This is a genomic window from Fructilactobacillus sp. X2R1C3 (genome assembly GCF_059901425.1).
The window spans coordinates 379,420-400,736 of the sequence record NZ_JBWXUW010000001.1 but is presented as its reverse complement, the minus strand read 5'-3'; the positions used below and the strand labels follow the sequence as shown (position 1 = coordinate 400,736).

Annotated in this window: 18 protein-coding genes; 3 read left to right on the top strand and 15 right to left on the bottom strand. The window is 36.6% G+C overall.

Annotated features, from left to right (window positions below; genetic code table 11):
* Nucleotides 1-341: 341 nt before the first annotated feature.
* From AC6UDD_RS02030 to ykzS, 7 genes are all read right to left on the bottom strand, one after another.
* Nucleotides 342-2,402, bottom strand: coding sequence for an LTA synthase family protein (locus tag AC6UDD_RS02030; RefSeq protein ID WP_500718081.1), 2,061 nt, complete (start codon nt 2,400-2,402; stop codon nt 342-344).
* Nucleotide 2,403: 1 nt separating this feature from the next.
* Nucleotides 2,404-3,474 (bottom strand): lysylphosphatidylglycerol synthase transmembrane domain-containing protein, encoded by a 1,071-nt coding sequence (locus tag AC6UDD_RS02025; RefSeq protein ID WP_500718078.1) that lies wholly within the window; start codon nt 3,472-3,474, stop codon nt 2,404-2,406.
* Between the two features lie 4 nt (nt 3,475-3,478).
* Entirely contained in the window at nt 3,479-4,501 is a 1,023-nt protein-coding gene (locus AC6UDD_RS02020) for a glycosyltransferase family 4 protein (protein ID WP_500718075.1), read from the bottom strand.
* A 12-nt stretch (nt 4,502-4,513) separates the two neighbouring features.
* Nucleotides 4,514-5,698, bottom strand: coding sequence for a glycosyltransferase family 4 protein (locus AC6UDD_RS02015; RefSeq protein WP_500718116.1), 1,185 nt, complete (start codon nt 5,696-5,698; stop codon nt 4,514-4,516).
* 98 nt (nt 5,699-5,796) lie between these two features.
* Nucleotides 5,797-7,530 (bottom strand): phosphoenolpyruvate--protein phosphotransferase, encoded by a 1,734-nt coding sequence (gene ptsP / locus AC6UDD_RS02010; RefSeq protein ID WP_500718073.1) that lies wholly within the window; start codon nt 7,528-7,530, stop codon nt 5,797-5,799.
* 1 nt (nt 7,531) lies between these two features.
* Entirely contained in the window at nt 7,532-7,798 is a 267-nt protein-coding gene (locus AC6UDD_RS02005) for a phosphocarrier protein HPr (protein ID WP_500693598.1), read from the bottom strand.
* Between the two features lie 113 nt (nt 7,799-7,911).
* Nucleotides 7,912-8,106 carry a protein YkzS gene (gene ykzS, locus AC6UDD_RS02000; protein ID WP_500718069.1) on the bottom strand — a complete coding sequence of 65 codons (195 nt, stop codon included), beginning with the start codon at nt 8,104-8,106 and terminating at the stop codon, nt 7,912-7,914.
* A 163-nt stretch (nt 8,107-8,269) separates the two neighbouring features.
* On the opposite strand from ykzS, the gene AC6UDD_RS01995 reads away from it, so the two are divergent.
* A complete protein-coding gene (locus tag AC6UDD_RS01995) occupies nt 8,270-10,285 on the top strand; it encodes an ATP-dependent Clp protease ATP-binding subunit (RefSeq protein WP_500718065.1) in 2,016 nt (671 codons plus the stop codon).
* Nucleotides 10,286-10,375: 90 nt separating this feature from the next.
* Nucleotides 10,376-11,212, top strand: coding sequence for a MucBP domain-containing protein (locus AC6UDD_RS01990; protein ID WP_500718063.1), 837 nt, complete (start codon nt 10,376-10,378; stop codon nt 11,210-11,212).
* A 30-nt stretch (nt 11,213-11,242) separates the two neighbouring features.
* On the opposite strand, the gene AC6UDD_RS01985 is transcribed toward AC6UDD_RS01990, so the two are convergent.
* The 7 genes from AC6UDD_RS01985 to recX form a co-directional block, all read right to left on the bottom strand.
* Nucleotides 11,243-12,664, bottom strand: coding sequence for a C69 family dipeptidase (locus AC6UDD_RS01985; protein ID WP_500718059.1), 1,422 nt, complete (start codon nt 12,662-12,664; stop codon nt 11,243-11,245).
* Nucleotides 12,665-12,722: 58 nt separating this feature from the next.
* Nucleotides 12,723-14,300: a peptide chain release factor 3 gene (locus AC6UDD_RS01980; RefSeq protein ID WP_500718053.1), complete on the bottom strand. Its 1,578-nt coding sequence runs from the start codon at nt 14,298-14,300 to the stop codon at nt 12,723-12,725.
* A gap of 71 nt (nt 14,301-14,371) precedes the next feature.
* Complete coding sequence (locus AC6UDD_RS01975; RefSeq protein WP_500718051.1) at nt 14,372-16,396, bottom strand: CDP-glycerol glycerophosphotransferase family protein; 2,025 nt, start codon at nt 16,394-16,396, stop codon at nt 14,372-14,374.
* Between the two features lie 9 nt (nt 16,397-16,405).
* Nucleotides 16,406-17,281 (bottom strand): hypothetical protein, encoded by an 876-nt coding sequence (locus AC6UDD_RS01970; RefSeq protein ID WP_500718049.1) that lies wholly within the window; start codon nt 17,279-17,281, stop codon nt 16,406-16,408.
* 59 nt (nt 17,282-17,340) lie between these two features.
* Nucleotides 17,341-17,751, bottom strand: a complete 411-nt coding sequence (gene tagD / locus AC6UDD_RS01965; protein ID WP_500718046.1) for a glycerol-3-phosphate cytidylyltransferase — start codon at nt 17,749-17,751, stop codon at nt 17,341-17,343.
* A gap of 106 nt (nt 17,752-17,857) precedes the next feature.
* Entirely contained in the window at nt 17,858-19,006 is a 1,149-nt protein-coding gene (locus tag AC6UDD_RS01960; protein ID WP_500718042.1) for an AI-2E family transporter, read from the bottom strand.
* Nucleotides 19,007-19,020: 14 nt separating this feature from the next.
* Nucleotides 19,021-19,836 (bottom strand): recombination regulator RecX, encoded by an 816-nt coding sequence (gene recX, locus AC6UDD_RS01955; RefSeq protein WP_500718039.1) that lies wholly within the window; start codon nt 19,834-19,836, stop codon nt 19,021-19,023.
* Between the two features lie 84 nt (nt 19,837-19,920).
* Between recX and AC6UDD_RS01950 the strand changes: the two genes are divergently transcribed.
* On the top strand, nt 19,921-20,370 hold the full coding sequence (locus AC6UDD_RS01950; RefSeq protein ID WP_500718037.1) for a flavodoxin: 450 nt from the start codon (nt 19,921-19,923) through the stop codon (nt 20,368-20,370).
* A 21-nt stretch (nt 20,371-20,391) separates the two neighbouring features.
* Here AC6UDD_RS01950 and AC6UDD_RS01945 read toward each other — a convergent pair whose 3' ends face one another.
* Nucleotides 20,392-21,315, bottom strand: coding sequence for a YihY/virulence factor BrkB family protein (locus tag AC6UDD_RS01945; RefSeq protein ID WP_500718033.1), 924 nt, complete (start codon nt 21,313-21,315; stop codon nt 20,392-20,394).
* Between the last annotated feature and the right edge of the window lie 2 nt (nt 21,316-21,317).

The window sequence follows — 21,317 nt, the reverse complement described above, 5'->3', positions numbered from 1 at the left end:
TTATTTGTTGTTATTCTTTTTCAAAAGAATTAAAAAGCGAATTGACTTCGCAAATGTTTAATTTTAAGTTCTACAACCTAAAATTACCTTACACTTGTAATCAAAATCTTGTTCAGTTTTCAAAGATCTACTCTGACGCAACGTCGTCTTATTATACCTCAACGCCGCATGTAATAATATACCATGTGGTTAATTTATTGTCAATAGAAAGGTTTGACTAATTTTAACCAAATTGTTTTGGCGCACTTAACGACAAGAACTACTATACCAAGGAAACAAAATTACGTCAAGACTTTTTTACAAAAAAAGCATTTAGATCTCTATCTAAATGCTTTTTCTAATTATTTTAGTTCAGGAGCATCAGTATGATACATCGGAACCGTGGACTTGCCACCATTTTGATCAATTAAATCAGTTTTACGTTCTTTGTCAGCCTTATCCAACTGTTCCATTGCATTCTTCGGCTTATAATTATAGTCTTTTCGATCCACAGGCTTAAATCCCTTAGGATGATAGAAACGAAGTAAATCACCATAGATAACTCTATCAGAAAGAGACAAATCACTAGTTACATAGTTCTGAATTCCATCTACTTCCTGTTGTTGTTGCTTATCCGGCTTAATAACTTGACCCGTCTTAGAATCATAGATTGTTCCACCAACCTTAGTGTATTTAGGAGTTACAAAATCTCCATCCCTAAATGGAACAATTTGATTAGGATTATTCCCTAACAAATCATGTCCAAACTGGATCATATCATCATTCTTAATTCCTAATAAATGAAGTAGCGTTGGTAAGACATCGATTTCTCCACCATAAGTATGATCAACGTGCCCATCCAAATTATCAGCATGGATCATAAATGGCACCTTCTGAAAGTTAGCCAAATCATAGTTATTAACCGACTTTTTACCTAACATCTTAGCAATTGCAGGACGATGATTATTAGAAATCCCGTAATGGTCACCATATAATACAATGACACTATTCTTCATTAATCCCGTTGCCTTGAGATATTGTTCAAACTCACCAAAAGATTGATCTAAATAATGAGCCGTTTGAACATAAGGATCAACGGTACTATCCCCCGTTTTAAGAGCAGGGAAAGAAACATTTTGTTTATCTAATTCATAAGGATAATGATTAGTCAAAGTGATAATTTTGGCATAGAACGGCTGTGGTAGCTTTTCAAGATATGGAACTGAATCTTTAAACATAATCTTATCTTTCATTCCATATCCAACATTATACGAAGGTTTCTTCTTATAGTAGTTACTATCAAAGAAGTACTGATATCCCCAAGACTTATAAGTATTATCTCTATTCCAAAAGCTCGGAACGTCTCCATGAAAGACAGCCGTCGAATAACCCTTTTGGTCTAAGATTGCTGGAGCCGCCTGGAACGTATTCTGCGAACCATACGTAACCATCGCAGATCCCTGGGGCAACCCATACAATGAATTTTCAAGCATCATTTCAGCATCTGAAGTCTTACCTTGAGCAACTTGATGGTAAAAGTTATCAAACGAAATCGTATGCTTATCACTATAAAACTTATTAATATTCGGAGTAACTTCCTGTCCATCAACTTTATAGTTGATTAAGAACTGTTGAAAACTCTCCAAATGAATAATAAAAACGTTTTTACCCTTTTCTTTCCCAAAATATTTAACGCTTGGATACGTCTGATGTTGATTAATAAACTTCTTGACACTATTTAAATCTGAAGCTTTAGCCTTTGCTCGCGTGGAACTCTCTTGGTGAGTTTGATATGCATTAAAAGCAGCATATTCATTCAAGCCCAGATACTTAACGATATAATTATTATCAAACGTCCGAGTTAAAAGACCACTCCGGTCCGAATTAGCGAGAGAATATTCTCCCCCCATAAGCAAAACCGAAAGTAAAGTAATTCCAATGGCGTAGCGATACTTAAAGGGACGGTAATCGATTTTAATAATCCTGAAGACTAACAGTAAGATTAAAATCACAACATCCAAATAAATCAAAAAATCCGTTGGATGAAGAATTTCCATCATACTCTTGCCCAAATTATTTTGGACGTCTCCGGTTCCTTTAATAATACCAATTGACAAGAAGTCAGAGAATTCTCGATAATATAAAACATTAGCAAACATCCAAGTCGACTGTAGAAAATCAATTATTAGCATCAGCCAATAAGAAAGCTTGCCACGAAAGTACAAAGCAATCCCAAACAAGAGCAGTCCTGATGGAATTGGATTAACAATCATCAAAAAAGTTTGCATGCCACCCTTAACGCCCAAACTAAAGTCGACGTTATAAACAACCAGAGTAGTTATCCAATACAAAACAACTACCAGCACAAAGAAACCGATAGTAGTATTAAAAAAATTACGAATGCTTTTTAATATTCGAGACATTCTAGCTTCCTCCAAAACTCTTATGACTTTCGCTTTTTAATATCTTCCTATTCTTTTTCTTTTGCGCCTTTTTACTTGGCTTCATCACTAAGGCAAAGGCTCCCAAAATCAAACCTAAGTAATACGTAAGAATCCGCCACAGGATCATCGCAAGTACCAGCTTACTCCCATTAGTAATATAACTTCTAAAAATCATCTCAAAGCTATACTCAGCTCCACCTGCTCCTCCAGGAATTGGAAAAATCGAGATGATCATCACAATCAAAATGTGGAGACTGGTTACCATTACCACATTAGCATTGGTATAACCTAACGAAAGCATAATAAAGTAAGGAATTAAGTAATAAAAAAGCAACTGAAAAAAAGTGATTATGAATATTTTAGCCATCAACTTCCCCTGGTGACCAATTCTCACACTCTCTTTATAAAAGTTATCAATCTTCTTATTTAATGTATTTACTAACTTATAAAATGTAGCATCTTTTACAAACCATTTCACTGGTTTGATACAAATATTAACAAATTTTTTAGTAAATGAATGCCAATACATGATCATAAGTAGTGAAACAATCACAAACATGTGAATTCCAAATCCAAACACAACAAACCATGCCAGAGCGTGCATTTTGTCAATAACGTAGTTAAAACCGATTATTAACGCAATAAAAAAATTAATCACTATCATGGCTTGGTAAACAACAAATTTCATCAATAGTGCAGAACTAGCCCGACCACCATCAACTCCTGATTGAATTAAAACAAATAGTTGAGCTGGCTGACCACCAGATGAAAACGGAGTGATCCCATTAAAAAGTTGCTCCACTAATGGTACCCGAATTGCATCCCGAAAAGTAAAATTTGAATCACTATTTCGAACTAACATGTACGTAATCACGGACTCAAGAGCAAAATAAAGCAAAATGCACCCTAAAGCAACTAATAACCACCAAGGATTAATTTCAACAATATCTCTTATAAGAACGCTAAACTTAATATCTCTAGCTGCATACCATGAAATAAGTAATCCAAGGGCAATCATGATAAGTAGTGAGATTTTATTTCTCCTGGACATTCAATTACCCCTTTTTCGCCTGGTCAAAATAAAAATCATGCCAAGTCTTGGCTAGATGATCCTCGGAATAATAATCAGATGCTTTAAGTGATTTTTCAGCATATGCTTTCAGAAGCTTAGGATCATTTAACAACATCTTAAGTTTTTTATCCATTTCAGCCTCATTATTGGCTGAAATGTAATACCCGTCAATAATTTTTTTATACAAAGACAAATCCCGTAACATAACAGGAATCCCGCAGGAAAACGCCTCTAAAACAGACATCGGGAATAACTCATTATACGACGGTAAAAGAAATAAATCAGCCATATTATAATAATTTACTAATTCTTTACGATCCACAATTCCCGGAAAACTAAGATTTTGAGGTGGATTATCAACCAATTCTTTCAACTCAGAATATCCAGCTGTCATTTTGCCAAATGAAAATCCCCCTGCCCAAATAAATTGAACGTTGGGATTTTGCACTGCTAACTTGCCAAAGTCAAGAACACCCTTTCTGGTCTGAACTTGACCGGTTCCGAGCACCGTAAACCGTTTTGTTCGATAACCATAACTACTTCTAAGAGCTTCCTGTTGGTCTTTTGAAACCGGATAGAACTCTTTTTTACTTACAAAATTTGGAATGTATGTAATTTTCTTTTTATCAATCCCATATTTTTCAAGTTTGGGTATAAAAGTTGGATTTACGACGACAATATGATCCATCCGTTTATAAAAGGCAATTACATACTTATAAAAAATTTGTCGAAATGGAGTAGGAATTTTTAAACTCCCCTCAAGCGTTTCCGGCAAAAAATGAACGTAGCCAATCTTTCGTCCCCGTTTTTTTGAAAATGTAGATAAATAAAACGTTGGATTAATAGTGTGGTAATGACTAATATTCGCTTGATTAAATTTATTAATCTCAATGTCAAACTCGTTTGGAAAATGTTTCTTTAACATCTTAATTAACTCAATGTATGCACTACCAACTCCCTGCCCTTTTACTTTGTCAGCAGTTGAAAACATATCGATCTTTAACATCAACAAAACTCCTCAGTCAGATGTGTTAGTTTGCTTAGCTTTAGTTCGATCAAACTCCTTAATTATATCATCATAAAAGCTCAACATCTGATCCACAAAATATTCAGCTGAAATTTCATGTAATTTTTCTTCACGAACATTTTTTGAATCGGGGTATTCACCACGATGTTCCAAATAATCAACCGTTTCAGAAACAAACTTTTCTTCTGACTCAAACGTCATTCCAATTGATTTATCATCAATTAAGTCATCGGTGTATGGACTTCTTGCCACTACAACTTTGGTGCCAGCAGCAACTGCTTCAATGTATGTTAACCCCTGAGACTCTGAATTAGAAGTAGAAACAAAAACATCTGCCATCCGATAATAATCATTGACATGATCATTATTAATTTCCCCGGTGAAAATAACATGGTCGTTAAGTTTCATATCAGACACTTGCTTCATTAAATCATCTTCGGCAGGTCCTTCACCCACAATTACAAGCATGGCATTCGGAACTTGATCCAAAATCTTAGGTAGTGCATCGATCATTTCAGAGATGTTTTTTTCATAAGCAACTCTACTAACGGAAACCATCAATGGGGTCTCATCACTGATGCCCAATTTTTTTCTAATATCAATATGATCATTTTCTTCATAATGTTTAACGTCAATCCCCGTAGGAATAATTCGAATGGGACTTTTAACCCCATAATCAGTAAGCTTGTCTAGAACACGCTTACTTGGTGCCACCACACCGTCCATGTGGTGGCAAAAAGCTAACATCATTTCTTTTACGTGAACTGGTTTTAATAATTTGCCGTTAGCAACATAGTGCAAATAATCTTCATACATTGTGTGATAAGTGTGAATACAAGGAATATTCAAATTCTTAGCAACAAACTTCCCGATAATTCCAAGTGAAAATTCAGTTTGGGTATGAACAATATCTAGTTTTAATTGTTTAGCAATTTGATAAGCCTGAAATATTCCTCTGACAGCAATTCTTCTTTCGGTAAAAGAAATAAAGGGAACACTTGAAAAACGATAAATGTCTTTTTCATCATCATCATTTTTTTCAACGTTAGGATCAGTTGTAGTAAAAATATAGACATGATTTCCACGCCTTTCCAACTCATCCTTTAACGTTTTGATTGACGTAGCAACTCCACTAACTTGTGGAAAGTAAGTATCTGTAAACAAACCAATATTCACGTTGTTTTCCCTTCTCTCTTTAACGTTAAACAAATGTAATTATATGGGTTTCCCGCATGGTTTGCAACTTTGTGCCAATCTGTTCAAATCTTAATAACTTATCTAATCTGGTATTTTAAAATAAAATCATTAGTCATATGATTAACGTCACTAGTAGTACTTGCATTCTTAATAATATTATCTGATAGTTTACTTGCTGACTTAGAATTAATCTTACTAATATAAGCCCTAGTTTTTAAGATTTGGGATGGAGTGGCTGACAATTCATCAACTCCTAACCCAATCAAAAAAGGAATTACCTGCGGATCACATGCGACCTCACCACAAACGCCAACGGTCTTAGAAGCGTTATGGACGATTCTAACGACTCTTTCAATTAAGCGAAGCACAGCTGGATCACAAGCTTGGTACAAATAGGAAACACGGTCGTTTAACCGGTCAACGGCAACCGTGTATTGAACTAGATCATTAGTTCCAATGCTTACAAAGTCTACTCTTGAAATAATCTTATCAATCATAATTGCCGCCGCTGGAACTTCAATCATCGTTCCTAACTGAACTTTCCCGAGTTTAACTCCACTATCAATCAAATTCTGGCGTTCTTCAGTGTAAATCGAAAGCACCTGATCCAGCTCTGAGACCGTCGATATCATCGGAAACATGATCCGAATTGGCCCATAAGCAGAAGATCTAAGGAGTGCCCTGATTTGGGTCCGAAAAACCTTGCTTTCACCTAAACTATAACGAATGGCACGATAACCAAGAAAGGGATTCGACTCATTATGGGAAATATTAGGCAAATAATTAACTAACTTATCTCCGCCAACATCCATTGTCCTAAAAGTTAACTGCTTTCCCTTCACCTTTGAAACAATGTTTTTGTATATTAAAAATTGTTCGTCTTCATTAGGAAGATGGTCAGAATTCATGTAAATGTATTCGGTACGAAATAATCCAATTGAATCAGCCCCAACTTCTAAAGCATTATCAACCTCGTTTTCGTTACTAACATTAGCACCCAATAGCAGGGAGTGTTCATCCAATGTTTTGGTCGAGCGACCCTTGAACTTTTCCCATGATTTTTTTTGTACTCTAAATTTTTCAAGTTTTGTCTGGAATTTCTTGACTTCATCTGAATTGGGACTTGCAATAACGTTGCCATTACTTCCATCCACAATTAATTGTTCACCATTTTTCAAACGCTTTAGACCGTCCTGTAATCCTAGTACAGCTGGAACATCCATACTTCTAGAGATAATGGCTGCATGAGAATTCTTGGTGCCAACAGCTGTAACAATTCCCTTAATGTTTTTCTTTTGAACTTGTGCAATCTGAGTTGGAGAAATGGAATTAGCAACAATAATCACCGGCTGGTTAATTAGTGACAGATCCGGAGTGTCGACTCCGAGTAGACGTCCCAAAAGTTGGTCGCGGATATCTTCAATATCATGAACCCGTTCCCTTAAATACGGATCATTCATATTCAAAAAAATAGCTGCATATTGATTGAATACACGATTCAATGCAAATGCAGCATTCTTTTTTTCTTCTGTTATGACTCTTTTAACTTCATCAATCAACTCTGGATCAGATAAAACTTCTAAATAAAAATCTAAAATATCAAGATACTTTTTAGCCATAGCACTCCTATTACTTTGTTTGATTTTTATAATAGTAGTTTTTGTATCTTGAAACGTTTTTTTAAGGCGTGCTTTTTCTTCGTCTATACCCAAAAAGGCATCTTTATTAAAAGTTAAATCTGGCTTAGTTAAACAATAAGCTTTTCCAAATGCGATCCCATCACTAACACCAATACCTTTAAAGGTAGTCATATTAGTCGATCAATCCTTCATCTTTCATGGTTTTAGCAATTGCATCAAGAGCTTCTTTAGCATCGTCACCATCGGCTGAAATGGTAATATCAGCACCTTGGCCAACTCCTAATGACATGACACCCATGATTGATTTTAAGTTCACAGATTTATCACCATATTCAAGACTAATATTTGAATCAAATTTGCTAGCAGTCTGAACTAACAAAGTTGCTGGACGAGCATGAATGCCAGTTTCTGCCGTGATTTTGAATTGACGTTTCTCCATAATGAACGCACTCCTTTAATCGTTTATTTAACTCTATTTACAGTTTAAGAATATCAATTTATCATCTAAAAAACAAGTAATTATCATAAATCGCTTACATAATTGTTATGACGCTAATTTTCAGACGAATAATGATAGGTTAAAATGCCCTTTTCGCTGGCTTTTCCTACGATTCTTTTTCGTGTTGGAAAGCTCATAAAAGCCTGTTGAAATTCAGGAAAATCTTTTGGCTCAACCGTCAAATCTTTGATTTTTCCATCCTTTAATTGGTTTAAGAGTTCGGTAAAGTCACTTTCATTTTTATCCATAATTATTGCCTCCTAATCGGTTTCAATGTTACCACATTAAAATAATTTCTAGATCAGTCAAAATACTTGATTGAATGTTATTAGTGCGTATAATATTCATGAATGGTCAATAAAGGTCAGACTTTCGTCTGACAATTTAGTTAAGCAAAAGGAGGCTTAAACTATGGAAGGACAAGGTTCATACGGATTTGGTAGTCTAGATGACTTTCTTCGTGCTATGCAAAATGGCCAAGTCAATGATTATCAAGTTCCACCACAAAGTGGACGCGGCAACGGCCGAAATGGTGCAAAATCAATTCTTTCAACTTATGGAACTGATTTAACTAAAAAAGCTAAAGCCGGAAAACTTGACCCAGTAATCGGTCGTGATAAAGAAACGGCTCGCGCAATCGAAGTTTTAAATCGTAGAGGAAAGAATAACCCGGTCTTGATTGGTGAAGCCGGAGTTGGAAAAACAGCAATCGTTGAGGGTCTAGCTCAAAAAATTGCTGATGGTACTGTTCCAGAAAAACTTCAAAACAAACAAGTAATTCAATTAGACATGGTTTCAATGGTTCAAGGCACAGGTATTCGTGGTCAATTTGAAAAACGAATGCAACAATTAATTAAAGAGGTTCAGTCAAACCGTAACATCATCCTATTCATTGATGAAATTCATGAAATCATGGGTGCCGGTAATGCTGAAGGTGGGATGGACGCAGGTAACGTCTTAAAACCCGCTCTTGCACGTGGAGACTTTCAATTAATTGGGGCAACCACCTTAAAAGAATATCGTGACATTGAAAAAGATTCTGCCCTTTCAAGACGACTTCAACCAATCATGGTCAAAGAACCAACGGTTGATCAGTCCATCAAGATTTTAAAGGGTCTACAAAACCGTTATGAAAACTACCATCTAGTCAAGTATACCGATCAAGCAGTGAAAGCGGCAGCTACCCTTTCCGATCGTTATATCAGTGATCGTTACCTTCCAGACAAGGCAATTGATTTACTTGATGAAACTGGTTCCAGAAAGAATTTAACTTTAAACATTGTTGATCCAAAAACAATTGACAAAGAGATTGACAGTGCTGAAAACGAAAAGAAGACGGCTTTAGATAAAGAGGACTACGAACAAGCCGCTTACTACCGTGATAAAATCAAACGACTTCATCAAAATAAGGATAAGGGTGCTACAAGTGAGAAACACAACACCGTTACCGAAAAGGATATGCAACAGGTTGTTGAAGAAATGACCAATATCCCAGTTGGAGAACTACAAACCAAAGAACAACAACAGTTAAAGGATTTAGCTCCAAACTTAAAGCAACACGTGATTGGACAAGACAAGGCGGTTGACTCAGTTGCTAAAGCCATTAAACGAAATCGAATTGGTTTCAATGGAAGCGGTCGTCCAATTGGTTCATTCCTATTCGTTGGATCCACTGGAATTGGTAAGACTGAAATGGCTAAACAACTTGCCAAAGAATTATTTGGATCAGAAGATTCAATGATTCGATTTGACATGTCAGAGTACCGTGAACCACAATCAGTTGCTAAATTGATTGGTTCACCACCTGGCTACGTTGGTTACGATGAAGCTGGCCAATTAACAGAAAAAGTCCGTCGTAATCCTTACAGCTTGATTCTGTTAGATGAAGTTGAAAAAGCTCATCCAGACGTTCTCCACACATTCTTACAAATCTTAGATGACGGTCGTTTGACTGACTCACAAGGTCGAACAGTTTCCTTTAAGGATACTGTCATCATCATGACTAGTAATGCTGGAAGCGATGCCGAAGCAAGCGTTGGGTTTACACCAGAATCAACTGGTAAAACTCATTCTGTGATGGATAAATTAGGACTTTATTTCAAACCTGAATTTCTCAATCGTTTTGATGACATCGTTGAATTCAATCAACTTTCTAAAGATAACTTGAATCAAATTGTTGATCTGATGATTAAAGATATGAATAACATGTTAGCGTCAAGAAACGTTCACATTGATGTTTCCAAATCGGCCAAAGCAAAAATTGTCGAACTCGGTTACAATCCGTCAATGGGTGCACGTCCACTTCGACGAGTAATTCAAGAACAGTTGGAAGACCAAACGGCTGACTACTTCTTGAATCATCCAGAAACTAATAATCTGGTTGCAGATACGGACAAGAACAACAACATCGTTATTAGTACTAAGTAGTAAAAGAGACCTAGATTAGAATTTTAATCTAGGTCTTTTTTTATTCCCAGAAATGGTAAAATCAATATAAACCATCTTTGGAGGAAAATTATGTTTAATTGGATGAAAAAAATTTTTTCAAAAAATAATCATAACTACAAGCACTCAAAACAGCGCATAAAGCGATCGTTCAGACAAACTAATGTTAACGAAAAAAACTCCATAGATCCAATTGTAACTTCCCCCGCCAATCCATTACCTAAAGAAAAGCATCAATCCATTCCTAAAAAAGAAGTCATCAGAAATCCAAGCACTATTTTTATGGAATTTGTTGATCAAAACGACCTTCAACTAAAACCAACCGAAATTATTAGTGGTACAGTTGGTGACCCAATTAATTTCATCGTTCCCAAAATAAAAAACTACATATTAATTAGTGTTGATGGAATGACTAAAAAAATGCAGGCAAAAAAACAATGGGTCAAGTTTCATTACATCCCTAAGTTAGGCCAACCAGTTAGCGTTTATTGTTTCGATTTTGATTCATTTCGTTTGCTTCTTCCTCCCAAAATCGTGAATGGTCCACTAAGACAACGATTTACATTAAAAGCTCCTATGATTCCTAATTACCAGCTTCACCTGTCGGTTGGTGACTTAAACGGTCAATTCACAAATAAAACCAAAAATATTATCTTATACTACCGCCGTTCTAACTGGAAAGTGGTTCAGTCAGTCAATTATTTAGTTCAAATGAAGATTCCCACCTCCGTTTATGATTCACCAGCGCAAAAGCGAAAATACGATCAAATTTTGCCAGCTGGATCAACTTGGCGAGTCTTTACGGAAATTCGAACTAATCAAGATGATTGGTTAAATCTCGGTGGATCACAATGGATCAAAAAACGATCCACGGTTCGCACCCATAATAATGACAAACGTCTAACCTAAAAAATCCCACTCAATAAGAGTGGGATTTTTTTACAAATTTTTGTCCATGTTATATGTCAATTTAGAGAGTGTAAAACCCTTTTCCATCAATTCATGCATAAACTGATAGGTTCGACTCCTCATTTCTTTGACCAATCGCTGATTCTGATCCTTCAAAAATTCAGATGCATCCTGATCATTCATATTAGCAGCTTGACCCATCGTATCTGATATATGCCCTAAAAATAACTCGTTAGCATGTTTTTTAAAATCACGATCCTGTTGAATAAAATTACTGTAATGAGATTCAACGATCATCGATAGTTTACGATACATCCAGTAAGCACTCTTATCATCCATCGTTAGAGGGGTAACCTCATAACTTGGGTCAGTCTCGTTAACGTTAGCAAAAAATGGAACATATGGACTAAAGGCAGGAATTCCAAAATTTAGCCACATAATTGCTGAACATTTATCACTTACATCGTTTCTAATTTGTAGAACATGTGAATTTTGGGTTCGATTCATTGAGATTGGTCTAAACTGAGTATTCGATTCTTTTGGATCCTTAGCTAATGGATCATATTTGGTTTCGTTATAATGAGAACTCAAAATAAACTCAACATCACTAACTTCAATTTTACGGCTTGCTTTTCTAATAAATGGGAGGTCATTTGAGGTTGGCTCCTGCTCAATCTCAGGATTTAGCACCCTTTGACCATACCAAACCCGAGGTGTGTTGTAATGGTGATCAAATTCATTATGAGTTCCAAAGATATGTCTAAAATTAAATCCCTCTTTATCAGGATTTAACTGGTACTTTTCAACAAACTCTTGTAACCCATCGGAATACATAAAGTTCTCAGGATCATCAAAGTCAACCTGTTGAATTGCAACTTCGTTTGCTACGACCGCATAACAATCGTCAGGAATTCGCTGTGCGACCCAGTGGTGACCAGTAACGATCTCCATGTACCAGACTTCGTTCTTGTCACTAAAAAGGACCCCATTTCCCTCTGGTGAACCATACTTTTTGATTAAATTTCCTAGATAAGTAACTCCATCCCTTGCAGAATTAATGTAAGGAAGAACCATCGATTGTAAAGAATCTTCGGCTAGCCCATGCTGAACAAGCGGATCATGAGCTAAAGCATGCTCGTTTCCATAAACACTTTCAGTGGCACTCATTGCAACATTCTTTTCATTAAATCCACTTTCAGCATAAACGCCTTCTTTTTTAACGTCAGCGTTCGGTGTCATCAAAATTCGGTAACCCGACTTTGGCATTGGGGCAGTAAAACCATTTTGGTTGGATTTCCAAATTTTGTCCTCGTTATGATATGCAGGTTGAACATAAAAACGTTGAGGCGTTAATGGTAAAAAGGTATCATCATTTCGCGAAATCATCGTTGACCCATCAACACTAGCGTCTTTACCAACCATCACACTGGTACAAGCACTTAACTTTTTCATAATTCATATCCACCTTTCACAAAAACTAGTTTATATCGAATATTACGTCAATTCAATCCTAAAGCTTGGCAGTTAACTTGACATCAGGATATTTATCTTTAAACCAGCGTTCTGCAAACTCATTTTCAAAAAGGAATAACGGATCCCCCTTTTGATCCCGTACTAAAATATTTCTAGACGAAGACATCTTTTCGTCCAGCTGGTCAGGGTTAATCCACCGGGCAATTCTATGCCCCATTGGCTCCATCACAACATCTGAGTTATATTCATTTTTCATTCGAAACTGAAATACTTCAAACTGAAGCTGACCGACTGCTCCTAAGATATACTGTCCCGTACTGTAATTAGTGTACAGCTGAATGGCTCCCTCCTGTACTAATTGTTGAATGCCCTTATGAAACGACTTCTGCTTCATAACATTCTTGGCTGAAACTCTCATAAAGAGTTCGGGAGTGAACTGTGGTAGTTTTTCAAATGTAATCGGCTTTTTCCCGGTATAAATGGTGTCGCCAATCTGAAAATTACCAGTATCATAAAGCCCAATAATATCTCCAGCAACCGCTGTTTGAACGTTCTCACGAGTATTAGCCATAAACTCAGTAACGTTTGATAAACGAATCGGCTTTTGGGTACGATCAAGGGTAACATCCATGCCTTTCTGAAATTCACCAGAGCAAATTCGTACAAAGGCAATTCGATCGCGATGACGTGGATTCATATTGGCCTGAATCTTAAACACGAATCCAGAAAATTCTGGTGCTGTTGGTTCAATTTCACTTCCTTGAAGAGTCTTATGAGGACCAGGAGCTGGTGATAGCTTCAAATAAGCGTCCAAAAAAGTTTTAACCCCAAAGTTAACCAACGCTGAGCCAAAGAAGACTGGTGTTTGGTCACCATTGGCAATTTTTTCTCTACTAAATTGATTTCCAGCTTCAGAGATTAAATCCATTTCACTTCGAGCGTCTTGATAAATGCTATCGTCTGCTAGTGAGTTGTCCCTAGTAAGATTGCCATCATCATCTAGTTTAATGAAGGTCTGGCCATCCGCTTCTGGTTTATAAAGTTCAACCCGATGATTATAACGGTCGTATAACCCTTTTAAAATTCGACCAGAGCCAATCGGCCAGTTCATCGGATAAGCCTCAATCCCCAGTACATCTTCCAATTGATCGATTAATTCCATGGGATCCTTGCTATCACGATCAAGCTTATTCATGAAAGTAAAAATTGGAATTCCACGCATTTTACAAATTTTAAATAACTTTTTGGTTTGCGGTTCGATCCCTTTAGCGGCGTCAATCACCATCACGGCAGAATCCACTGCCATGAGGGTCCGGTATGTGTCTTCTGAAAAATCTTCATGTCCCGGTGTATCAAGAATATTAATCCTTTTTCCCTGATAATCGAACTGCATAACCGAACTAGTAACTGAAATTCCACGCTTCTGTTCAATTTCCATCCAATCTGACTTAGCAAAATTCCCACTTTTTTTCGCCTTAACGGTTCCAGCTTCCCGAACAATCCCACCAAAGAGGAGTAGCTGTTCGGTGATAGTGGTTTTCCCAGCATCAGGATGAGAAATAATGGCAAACGTTCTTCGTTTATCGACTTCTTTTTCTAGGTCTGCTTTTTTCATCTTTACTTCCTTTCTGTTATAGATTAATTGTATACCATCAAACAAAAAATCCGGAAAACTCCGGATTATTTTTAACGAATTTGTTGCATTACATAATTAATCGTCTTAATCGAACTAAGTCCATCGTTAATTCGACAGAAGCGATTGTAAAATTGCATAAATTTAGGATCGTTTTCAACGTTTTTGTCTTTTAAATCAGTTGAGATGCCCTTCATTAACTCATCAGAATCATAGACGATCCTTCCAGGCAAATCTCGTTCATAATTCAAGTAAAAACCACGCAATTCGTCCTTATACACGTGATAGTCATAAGGATAGAACAAAATTGGCCGTTTAAGGTAGGCGTAGTCAAAAAAGACTGAGGAATAGTCAGTTACCAGCAAATCCGAAATTAAATATAAATCAGAAATGTTGGAATAGTTCGATAGATCATAGACGAACCCTTTGTAGTCAGAGACGTCTAATGCATTTGAAATCAAGTAGTGCATCCGTAAAATTAGGACGGTGTCACTTCCAAAGTGTTGTTTGAATTCTTCCAAACTAAACGGTAGCTTAAAGGTATATTTCCCCTTGCTCTCAAACTGATTATCTCGGTAAGTGGGCGCATATAGGACAACTTTCTTGTCCCGTGGGATCCCCAATCGATCCTTAATCTTATTAATATCAGTAGGATTATTCCCGTTAATCAATTCATCATTTCTCGGATATCCTACCTTTAAAATCTTATTTTCATAACCGAAGGCACTCCTAAAGACCTTGGTTGAAAAATCGTTTGGTGAAATCAAAGCATCCCAACGATTAGCTTCTTTAACAAAGTTATCATGGTACTTATTGGTTGTCGTACCAGGCATTGAAACTCGTTCAATATCTAACCCTAATTTCTTTAAGGGTGTGCCATGCCAAGTTTGAACATACGTTACATAGTCTGGTTTAACGACCCATGCAGGAAATCTAGCATTGCTAATCCATACCTTAGCCTTTCCCATGGTACGAACCCAACGTCCCGTATTTTTAATTACATAATTAATGTTGTGGTCTTTACAAAATTGCTTTTGTGACTTTTGAATGGACCAGATAAAGTTAATCTTAGGATGTAATTTTTTAAAAACCTGATAGATAGCATAAGGACTATCACTCACTTGACGTCCACCAAAACTCTCAAACACGATCGTCGTAGTAGCAAATGGTGTATGCCCCCGTTTAAACAACTTCCTTAAGCGCAAACGATTAACTTTACTTAATAAGATTTTAAACGATTTCCACAAATGCTTAGATTTCCCGTAAAACTTAGTAAGTCTTTTTGTAGGAGACGGCCGTCTTCTTTTAATAACACGAAGTTGACCTTGCTTTCCCTCTTTTAATACTAATTCACGATTATCACCTAACGAAGAGACGGTTTTAAATGATGAAAGCGAAACATCCATCACCAATCTTTGCTGAAAATGCTTACCATGATAATCATACCTGATATACAAACGATATGTATCCTCATCCTTTAGCTCTTTAAACGGAATGGTAATCGCAAAAATCCCCTGAAACGGTGAATCAGTGATCGGATAGAGCCGTTCACTTTGATCACTTGCTTGCTTAATTACAATTGCCATCTGATCAAGTTTTTGACCGTCAATGTGGTTAAACCCCGTTAATCGTAAATTACCGCCACCAAGCAAATTAACCGAGTTCATCACAAATTGCTTTTTGGATCGGTTCGTTCTGACATAAAAGACCGCCATGCCAGAAGGGTCAATCTCATATTGATAATATGCGTTTGACCCCATCCGCCGAACGGCGCTTACATATTCACTTTCAACTTGGATAAGGGTCCGGTTGTCACGATTCCCACACGAATAATAGAGTTGCCATTCAAATTCATCCTGCCCCACAGAGTCAAAGTGAAATTTATTTGGATCAATTATAATTGCTGCTTCATTGCCACTTACGTCCCTTTTAAGAATGGGAACGGTGATTGAGGCTAAGCTTTCTTTTTCAATCAAAGTAACAGTTGCATCTTCATCAGCGTAACTAGGATTGATTAATTCAAATTCAATTTTCAACTTTGTTTGTTTTGGTATAACGTTAGAAAGTATTGCTCGCATTATTTCTCCTTAATAGTTGAAAATCACGTTTTTACCAAGATATTCAGAAAAGTTAACCATATCATCCAAATCGATAAAAATGGTAGTCTCATTGCCTTCAGCATACTTATTAACTAAGGCAACGTTAAATTCTGACATATCATTATAACGGCTCGCATTGCCATAGTCTGAAATGACATATGATCGAGCATCTGAACCCTTAGACAAATACTTCAAATTACCTAGACTAACATCATAATCGATTAAATCACTAGTTGGTCTAGCAATCTTTAAACTTGTTTTTGGAGGTGAAACAACCGAAGTTTTACTAAGATAAAAAATCCGAGCTGTTCCGCCGTCACTTTGATCCACCCGGCATGCCACGTCACCACGTTGATTTAAAAATTTAATTACTTGATGTTCCTCATTAATCCGTTTGAAAACGGCAGTAGCGTTATCATGATTGTCATAATAAATCGTTTTACTAACGTGGGGCCCGTCATAAAAGATCACTTTGAATAAACCTGATCCAGCCAAGATTTCCTTTCGTTCAGCTTGAACCACCCCATTATGGTCACTGTAGACTTGAACGGGCTGGCCTCTAACCACTCTGTCGTGAACGTTAAATTGGGTTAAATCATTATTTACATCATGATTCTGATCAGAAATACCATGTTGTTTACTAAAAATGTCACACAATTGGATGATTTCTAATCGCGTTTGCTGATGAAAAGAATCAGCTAACTTCCTAATCAAAGTGGCCACGTACTGTGATTGATCGTAGTTTAAAATGGAAATTACAACTTTAATTGAATCACCATCATCGATCATTCTTTCCAGTCGTTCTTTAAATCGGGGCTTTTCAGCTCCATGAACTGAAGTTACTAAAAAAAGTGCTTGTTTCATTTTGCTCCCCTTAAACTAAAACATTCTAATAAATAAAACGAAGAATCCTTGGACTTAAACTAATCTTTCCAATCCTTTTGGCTCGTGACACCTAAATCAGACTTGATCTTAGACGTTGAAATTCCTTGGGTTCGCGGCAGATAAATCACTTTACAATACTCTTTAAGAAAGTCAAACTTACCATTCCAATCGTCACCCATCACAAAGATATCAATCTTATGATCTTTAATATCTTGAATCTTCTGGTTCCATCCCTTTTCAGGAATTACCTCGTCAACGTAGCGGATAGCGTCTAAAATGTACTTACGATCCTCATAAGAATTATAAGCACGTTTCCCCTTTACGGCATTAAACTCATCCGTCGAAAGACCTACCGTCAATGAATCACCTAATTCACGAGCACGTTTTAATAAACGCACATGACCCTTATGAAGCAGATCAAATGTGCCATACGTAATTACTTTCGTCATAATATCTCCTGTCAGAAGACTTTAATTAATACTCCTACTTATCAACAATTAAATGTTAGCATATCTTCCATTATCGTCAATAAAATTCACGATCAATAACCAAAGTTTAATTTGTCTCATCTTTTGATGAATTAGTGGAGTTCGAATCGTCATGTTGAACTAACCAAATATTGTAACAATATTCAATCACAACCTTTGCAATGGCATAAACTGGAATGGCTAGAATCATCCCAAACAACCCAGCAATGTGGCCAGCTGCAAGTAAAATGATAATAATGGTTAGTGGGTGAATCTTTAACGATTTCCCAATCACATTTGGGTACACCAAATTTCCATCAATTTGTTGAACAATAATGACTACCACAATTACCCAGATAACTTGCATAATATTATCTGAAAAGGCAACAAAAAGTGATGGAATGATTCCAATGTATGGACCAACGTACGGGATGATATTACATAATCCGGCGAAGACCCCAAGCAAAAGAGCATACTTTTGGCCAATCAGAAAGTATCCTAAAGTGGTAAACGTTCCAACAAACAGACACTCAATGACCTGGCCACCGATGTAACGTGAGAGGGTATGATTCATTTTTTTAAGTAACGTTACCGTTTGTTTTCTGTGGTGTTTGGAAAGTCCGGGAGTTAATTTTTCAATGCTTGGAAGTAGTTTATTTCCATCCTTTAACATGTAAAACAGAATGACAGGAACAGTAATTGCCGTGATAACCACGTTCGTGGCCATTGAAATAATCGTTCCCGCACTATTCGTCAAATTAGCTAGAACTGTTTTCAAATACGATGAATATGAGGACTGAATCTTGTCAACAATGGGACGCCAGTCCACTTTTTTCAAAAATCCATAACGCGTGATTTTAGTTAGTAATTCCTGCCCTTGTTTAGCAAATTCAGGCGCTGCCCCTACCATGTTAGCCACCTGAGTAATCAACCGTGGTACAAATGAAAACGCCATGTAAACAATAACCCCAATCACAATCAAAAATACAATCGCGGTAGCCCAGGTACGATTAATGTGTTTTGTTTTTGTGATTTTTATTTTCATTAGGAGGTTAACGATCGGATTCAACATGTAATACAAGAATCCCGCTAACAAGAGTGGAACGAAGATTGTTGACACAAAAATTACAATCGGCGAAAAGACAAAACTAATTTTGGAACATAAATAAACGATTCCAACCGCAATCAGAATCTCAACCGTCCAAAAAAATAAAGCCGAATTTTTAAATCTATTCATTTGATTCACTCCAATTAATTTTCTTTTGTGTCCAAGAATTGATCAATATCATCAAGATCAAATCCCTTTCGATATAACGACTGCTTGGCTTTCTGACGTCGACTCATATCATTATACTTTTTATACTTATTCCAAGCCTTGTTACCTTCTTTATCAAGCAACTCATTTTGATGATCGGCATCACTTTGAAAGTCTAGTTCACTAATAATTGTATCAATATCATCAAACGAGTATCCCTTTCGGTACAAAGTCGTCTTGGTTTTTTGAATCCGCTTGTTAAAAGGATAGCGCTGATTATGAGCAAAGATTTTTTGGGCCTGTTTTTTACCATTTTTCAGCGTCATTTCGCTCGAATAATTAACTGAAATTGCCTCATTTATGTATTCATCTGCAATTCCTTTTTGTTTTAAATACCTTGAAACGGCCATGGGGCCTTTATTCTGTTGTTCAACAATTCCCTTGACGTAGGTATCAGCATAATGTTCATCATTAAGTAGATTAATCTGTTCTAGTTTTTCGATCGCTTCATCAACTGCTTCAAGATTGTCTGAATATGATTTTAACTTATCTCTAACTTCTTTTCTTGAACGAGTCTGATACGAAATAAAATCAATAGCCTTATTATATAACTTTGAAACATCGTCCGCCGCCTTAATTTTGTCAATCTCACCTTGGCTTAGCTCAGATCCCTTGAAGATTCCAAACTGAATCATTACTTCTTCACTCACAGGAAAAGCATAATGATCATTGACGTATACATTATATCTTCCCGGTCTTTTTTGAGAAACAATCTTAGTGATCTTTAATTTATTTGCACTTTGCTTATCCATCAGCGCTAACTCCCATCAAATTAACAATTTGAAACTATTCTGATATACTTATTTGAAAACACTAAAAAGGAAGTGGTTTCACTCATGCCAAAAGCACACGTGATTTACGCCACCATTACTGGCAATAACGAAGACGTTGCTGATATCGTCACCGAGGGACTTGAGGACCTTGGCGTAGATGTCGAAGAAACTGAAATTTCTCAAACTGACGCGGACGAACTTAAAGATACCGATATTATTGTGATATGCCCATACACCTACGACGAAGGAGCTCTGCCTGAGGAAGGAATGGACTTTTTTGAAGATTTAGATTCACTAAACTTAGAAGGAAAAGTCTTTGGAGTGGCTGGTTCTGGGGATGTTTTCTATCAAGAATATTATAACGTTGCCGTCGATGTATTTACCAAAGCCTTAAAGGAAACTAACGCTACTCAAGGAGCTAAAAGCGTCAAAATCAATCTTGAACCTGATGAAGGTGACATCAAAGTTCTTGACCAGTTTTCTCGTGAACTAGTGAAAGCCAGTGAAAAATAATTTAGCAAAAAACATCACCACTTAATTCTGGGTGGTGTTTTTCTTTTTGGAACGAAATTTACGTGCACTAGAAATAATAGACCGAACGGATCCGTTTGTTGATTCAATGTTACCAGTAAAGTACTCTTGCATACTGGCATTAATAACGGCGCCAAACATCAGCACGAGTCCAATAAAATACAGCCACAACATCACTACTATAAAAGTCCCTAACGTCTTATAAGCGGTAATATTTCTAAAAAAATACTCAATGATTAGCGAAAAGGCTTGTGACAAAATCATTAAGCCAAGCACAGATATCGCTGAGCCTAAAATCGTATAACGAATCTTAGTTTTAACGCTTGGTACAAAATAGTACAAAAGCATCACAACTATGAAAGATACGGAAATAATAAATGGAATCCGAATGTATGCAACCACTTGCGTTGCAATGGTTGAAAGATGCAGAATTGGTCTTAAGTACGTGATAATTTCTTGACCAAACCCCTGTAAAATCATTAAAACAATCAACAATAGTACCAATAAAAGCATCCACACAAAAGAAATTAACCGATTCATGACGGCATTCTGAGTATCGGCTACGCCATAAGTTCGGTTAACCGTTCGTTGAAATGCAGCCATCGCCTGACTAGCTGACCAAATTACCAGTAACAACCCGATCGATAAGCTACCACCACTATTATTATTATCAAAAGCCGACTTAATCATGGGCAAAAGCATTGTATAAATCGATGATGGAACCGCCGTTCTGATATACATTAAGATATCATTAGGATCTCCGTGTAAAAGTTTAATGATGCTACCAATCATGATTAATATTGGAAACAGTGATAAGAGGGAATAATACGCCAAAACGATGGCAGAATCAGAAACGTTCCCCATCTTAAAATGTTTCATAATTAACTTAACAAATGAAATTACTTTTTGGTTTGTTTTTCGTTCCACAA

Excerpts from the sequence above, each read along its gene's own strand:
- AC6UDD_RS02030 (WP_500718081.1), bottom strand. The coding sequence starts at position 2,402 with ATGTCTCGAATATTAAAAAGCATTCGTAATTTTTTTAATACTACTATC.
- AC6UDD_RS02025 (WP_500718078.1), bottom strand. The coding sequence starts at position 3,474 with ATGTCCAGGAGAAATAAAATCTCACTACTTATCATGATTGCCCTTGGA.
- AC6UDD_RS02020 (WP_500718075.1), bottom strand. The coding sequence starts at position 4,501 with ATGTTAAAGATCGATATGTTTTCAACTGCTGACAAAGTAAAAGGGCAG.
- ptsP (WP_500718073.1), bottom strand. The coding sequence starts at position 7,530 with ATGACTACCTTTAAAGGTATTGGTGTTAGTGATGGGATCGCATTTGGA.
- AC6UDD_RS02005 (WP_500693598.1), bottom strand. The coding sequence starts at position 7,798 with ATGGAGAAACGTCAATTCAAAATCACGGCAGAAACTGGCATTCATGCT.
- ykzS (WP_500718069.1), bottom strand. The coding sequence starts at position 8,106 with ATGGATAAAAATGAAAGTGACTTTACCGAACTCTTAAACCAATTAAAG.
- AC6UDD_RS01995 (WP_500718065.1), top strand. The coding sequence starts at position 8,270 with ATGGAAGGACAAGGTTCATACGGATTTGGTAGTCTAGATGACTTTCTT.
- AC6UDD_RS01990 (WP_500718063.1), top strand. The coding sequence starts at position 10,376 with ATGTTTAATTGGATGAAAAAAATTTTTTCAAAAAATAATCATAACTAC.
- AC6UDD_RS01985 (WP_500718059.1), bottom strand. The coding sequence starts at position 12,664 with ATGAAAAAGTTAAGTGCTTGTACCAGTGTGATGGTTGGTAAAGACGCT.
- AC6UDD_RS01980 (WP_500718053.1), bottom strand. The coding sequence starts at position 14,300 with ATGAAAAAAGCAGACCTAGAAAAAGAAGTCGATAAACGAAGAACGTTT.
- AC6UDD_RS01975 (WP_500718051.1), bottom strand. The coding sequence starts at position 16,396 with ATGCGAGCAATACTTTCTAACGTTATACCAAAACAAACAAAGTTGAAA.
- AC6UDD_RS01970 (WP_500718049.1), bottom strand. The coding sequence starts at position 17,281 with ATGAAACAAGCACTTTTTTTAGTAACTTCAGTTCATGGAGCTGAAAAG.
- tagD (WP_500718046.1), bottom strand. The coding sequence starts at position 17,751 with ATGACGAAAGTAATTACGTATGGCACATTTGATCTGCTTCATAAGGGT.
- AC6UDD_RS01960 (WP_500718042.1), bottom strand. The coding sequence starts at position 19,006 with ATGAATAGATTTAAAAATTCGGCTTTATTTTTTTGGACGGTTGAGATT.
- recX (WP_500718039.1), bottom strand. The coding sequence starts at position 19,836 with ATGGATAAGCAAAGTGCAAATAAATTAAAGATCACTAAGATTGTTTCT.
- AC6UDD_RS01950 (WP_500718037.1), top strand. The coding sequence starts at position 19,921 with ATGCCAAAAGCACACGTGATTTACGCCACCATTACTGGCAATAACGAA.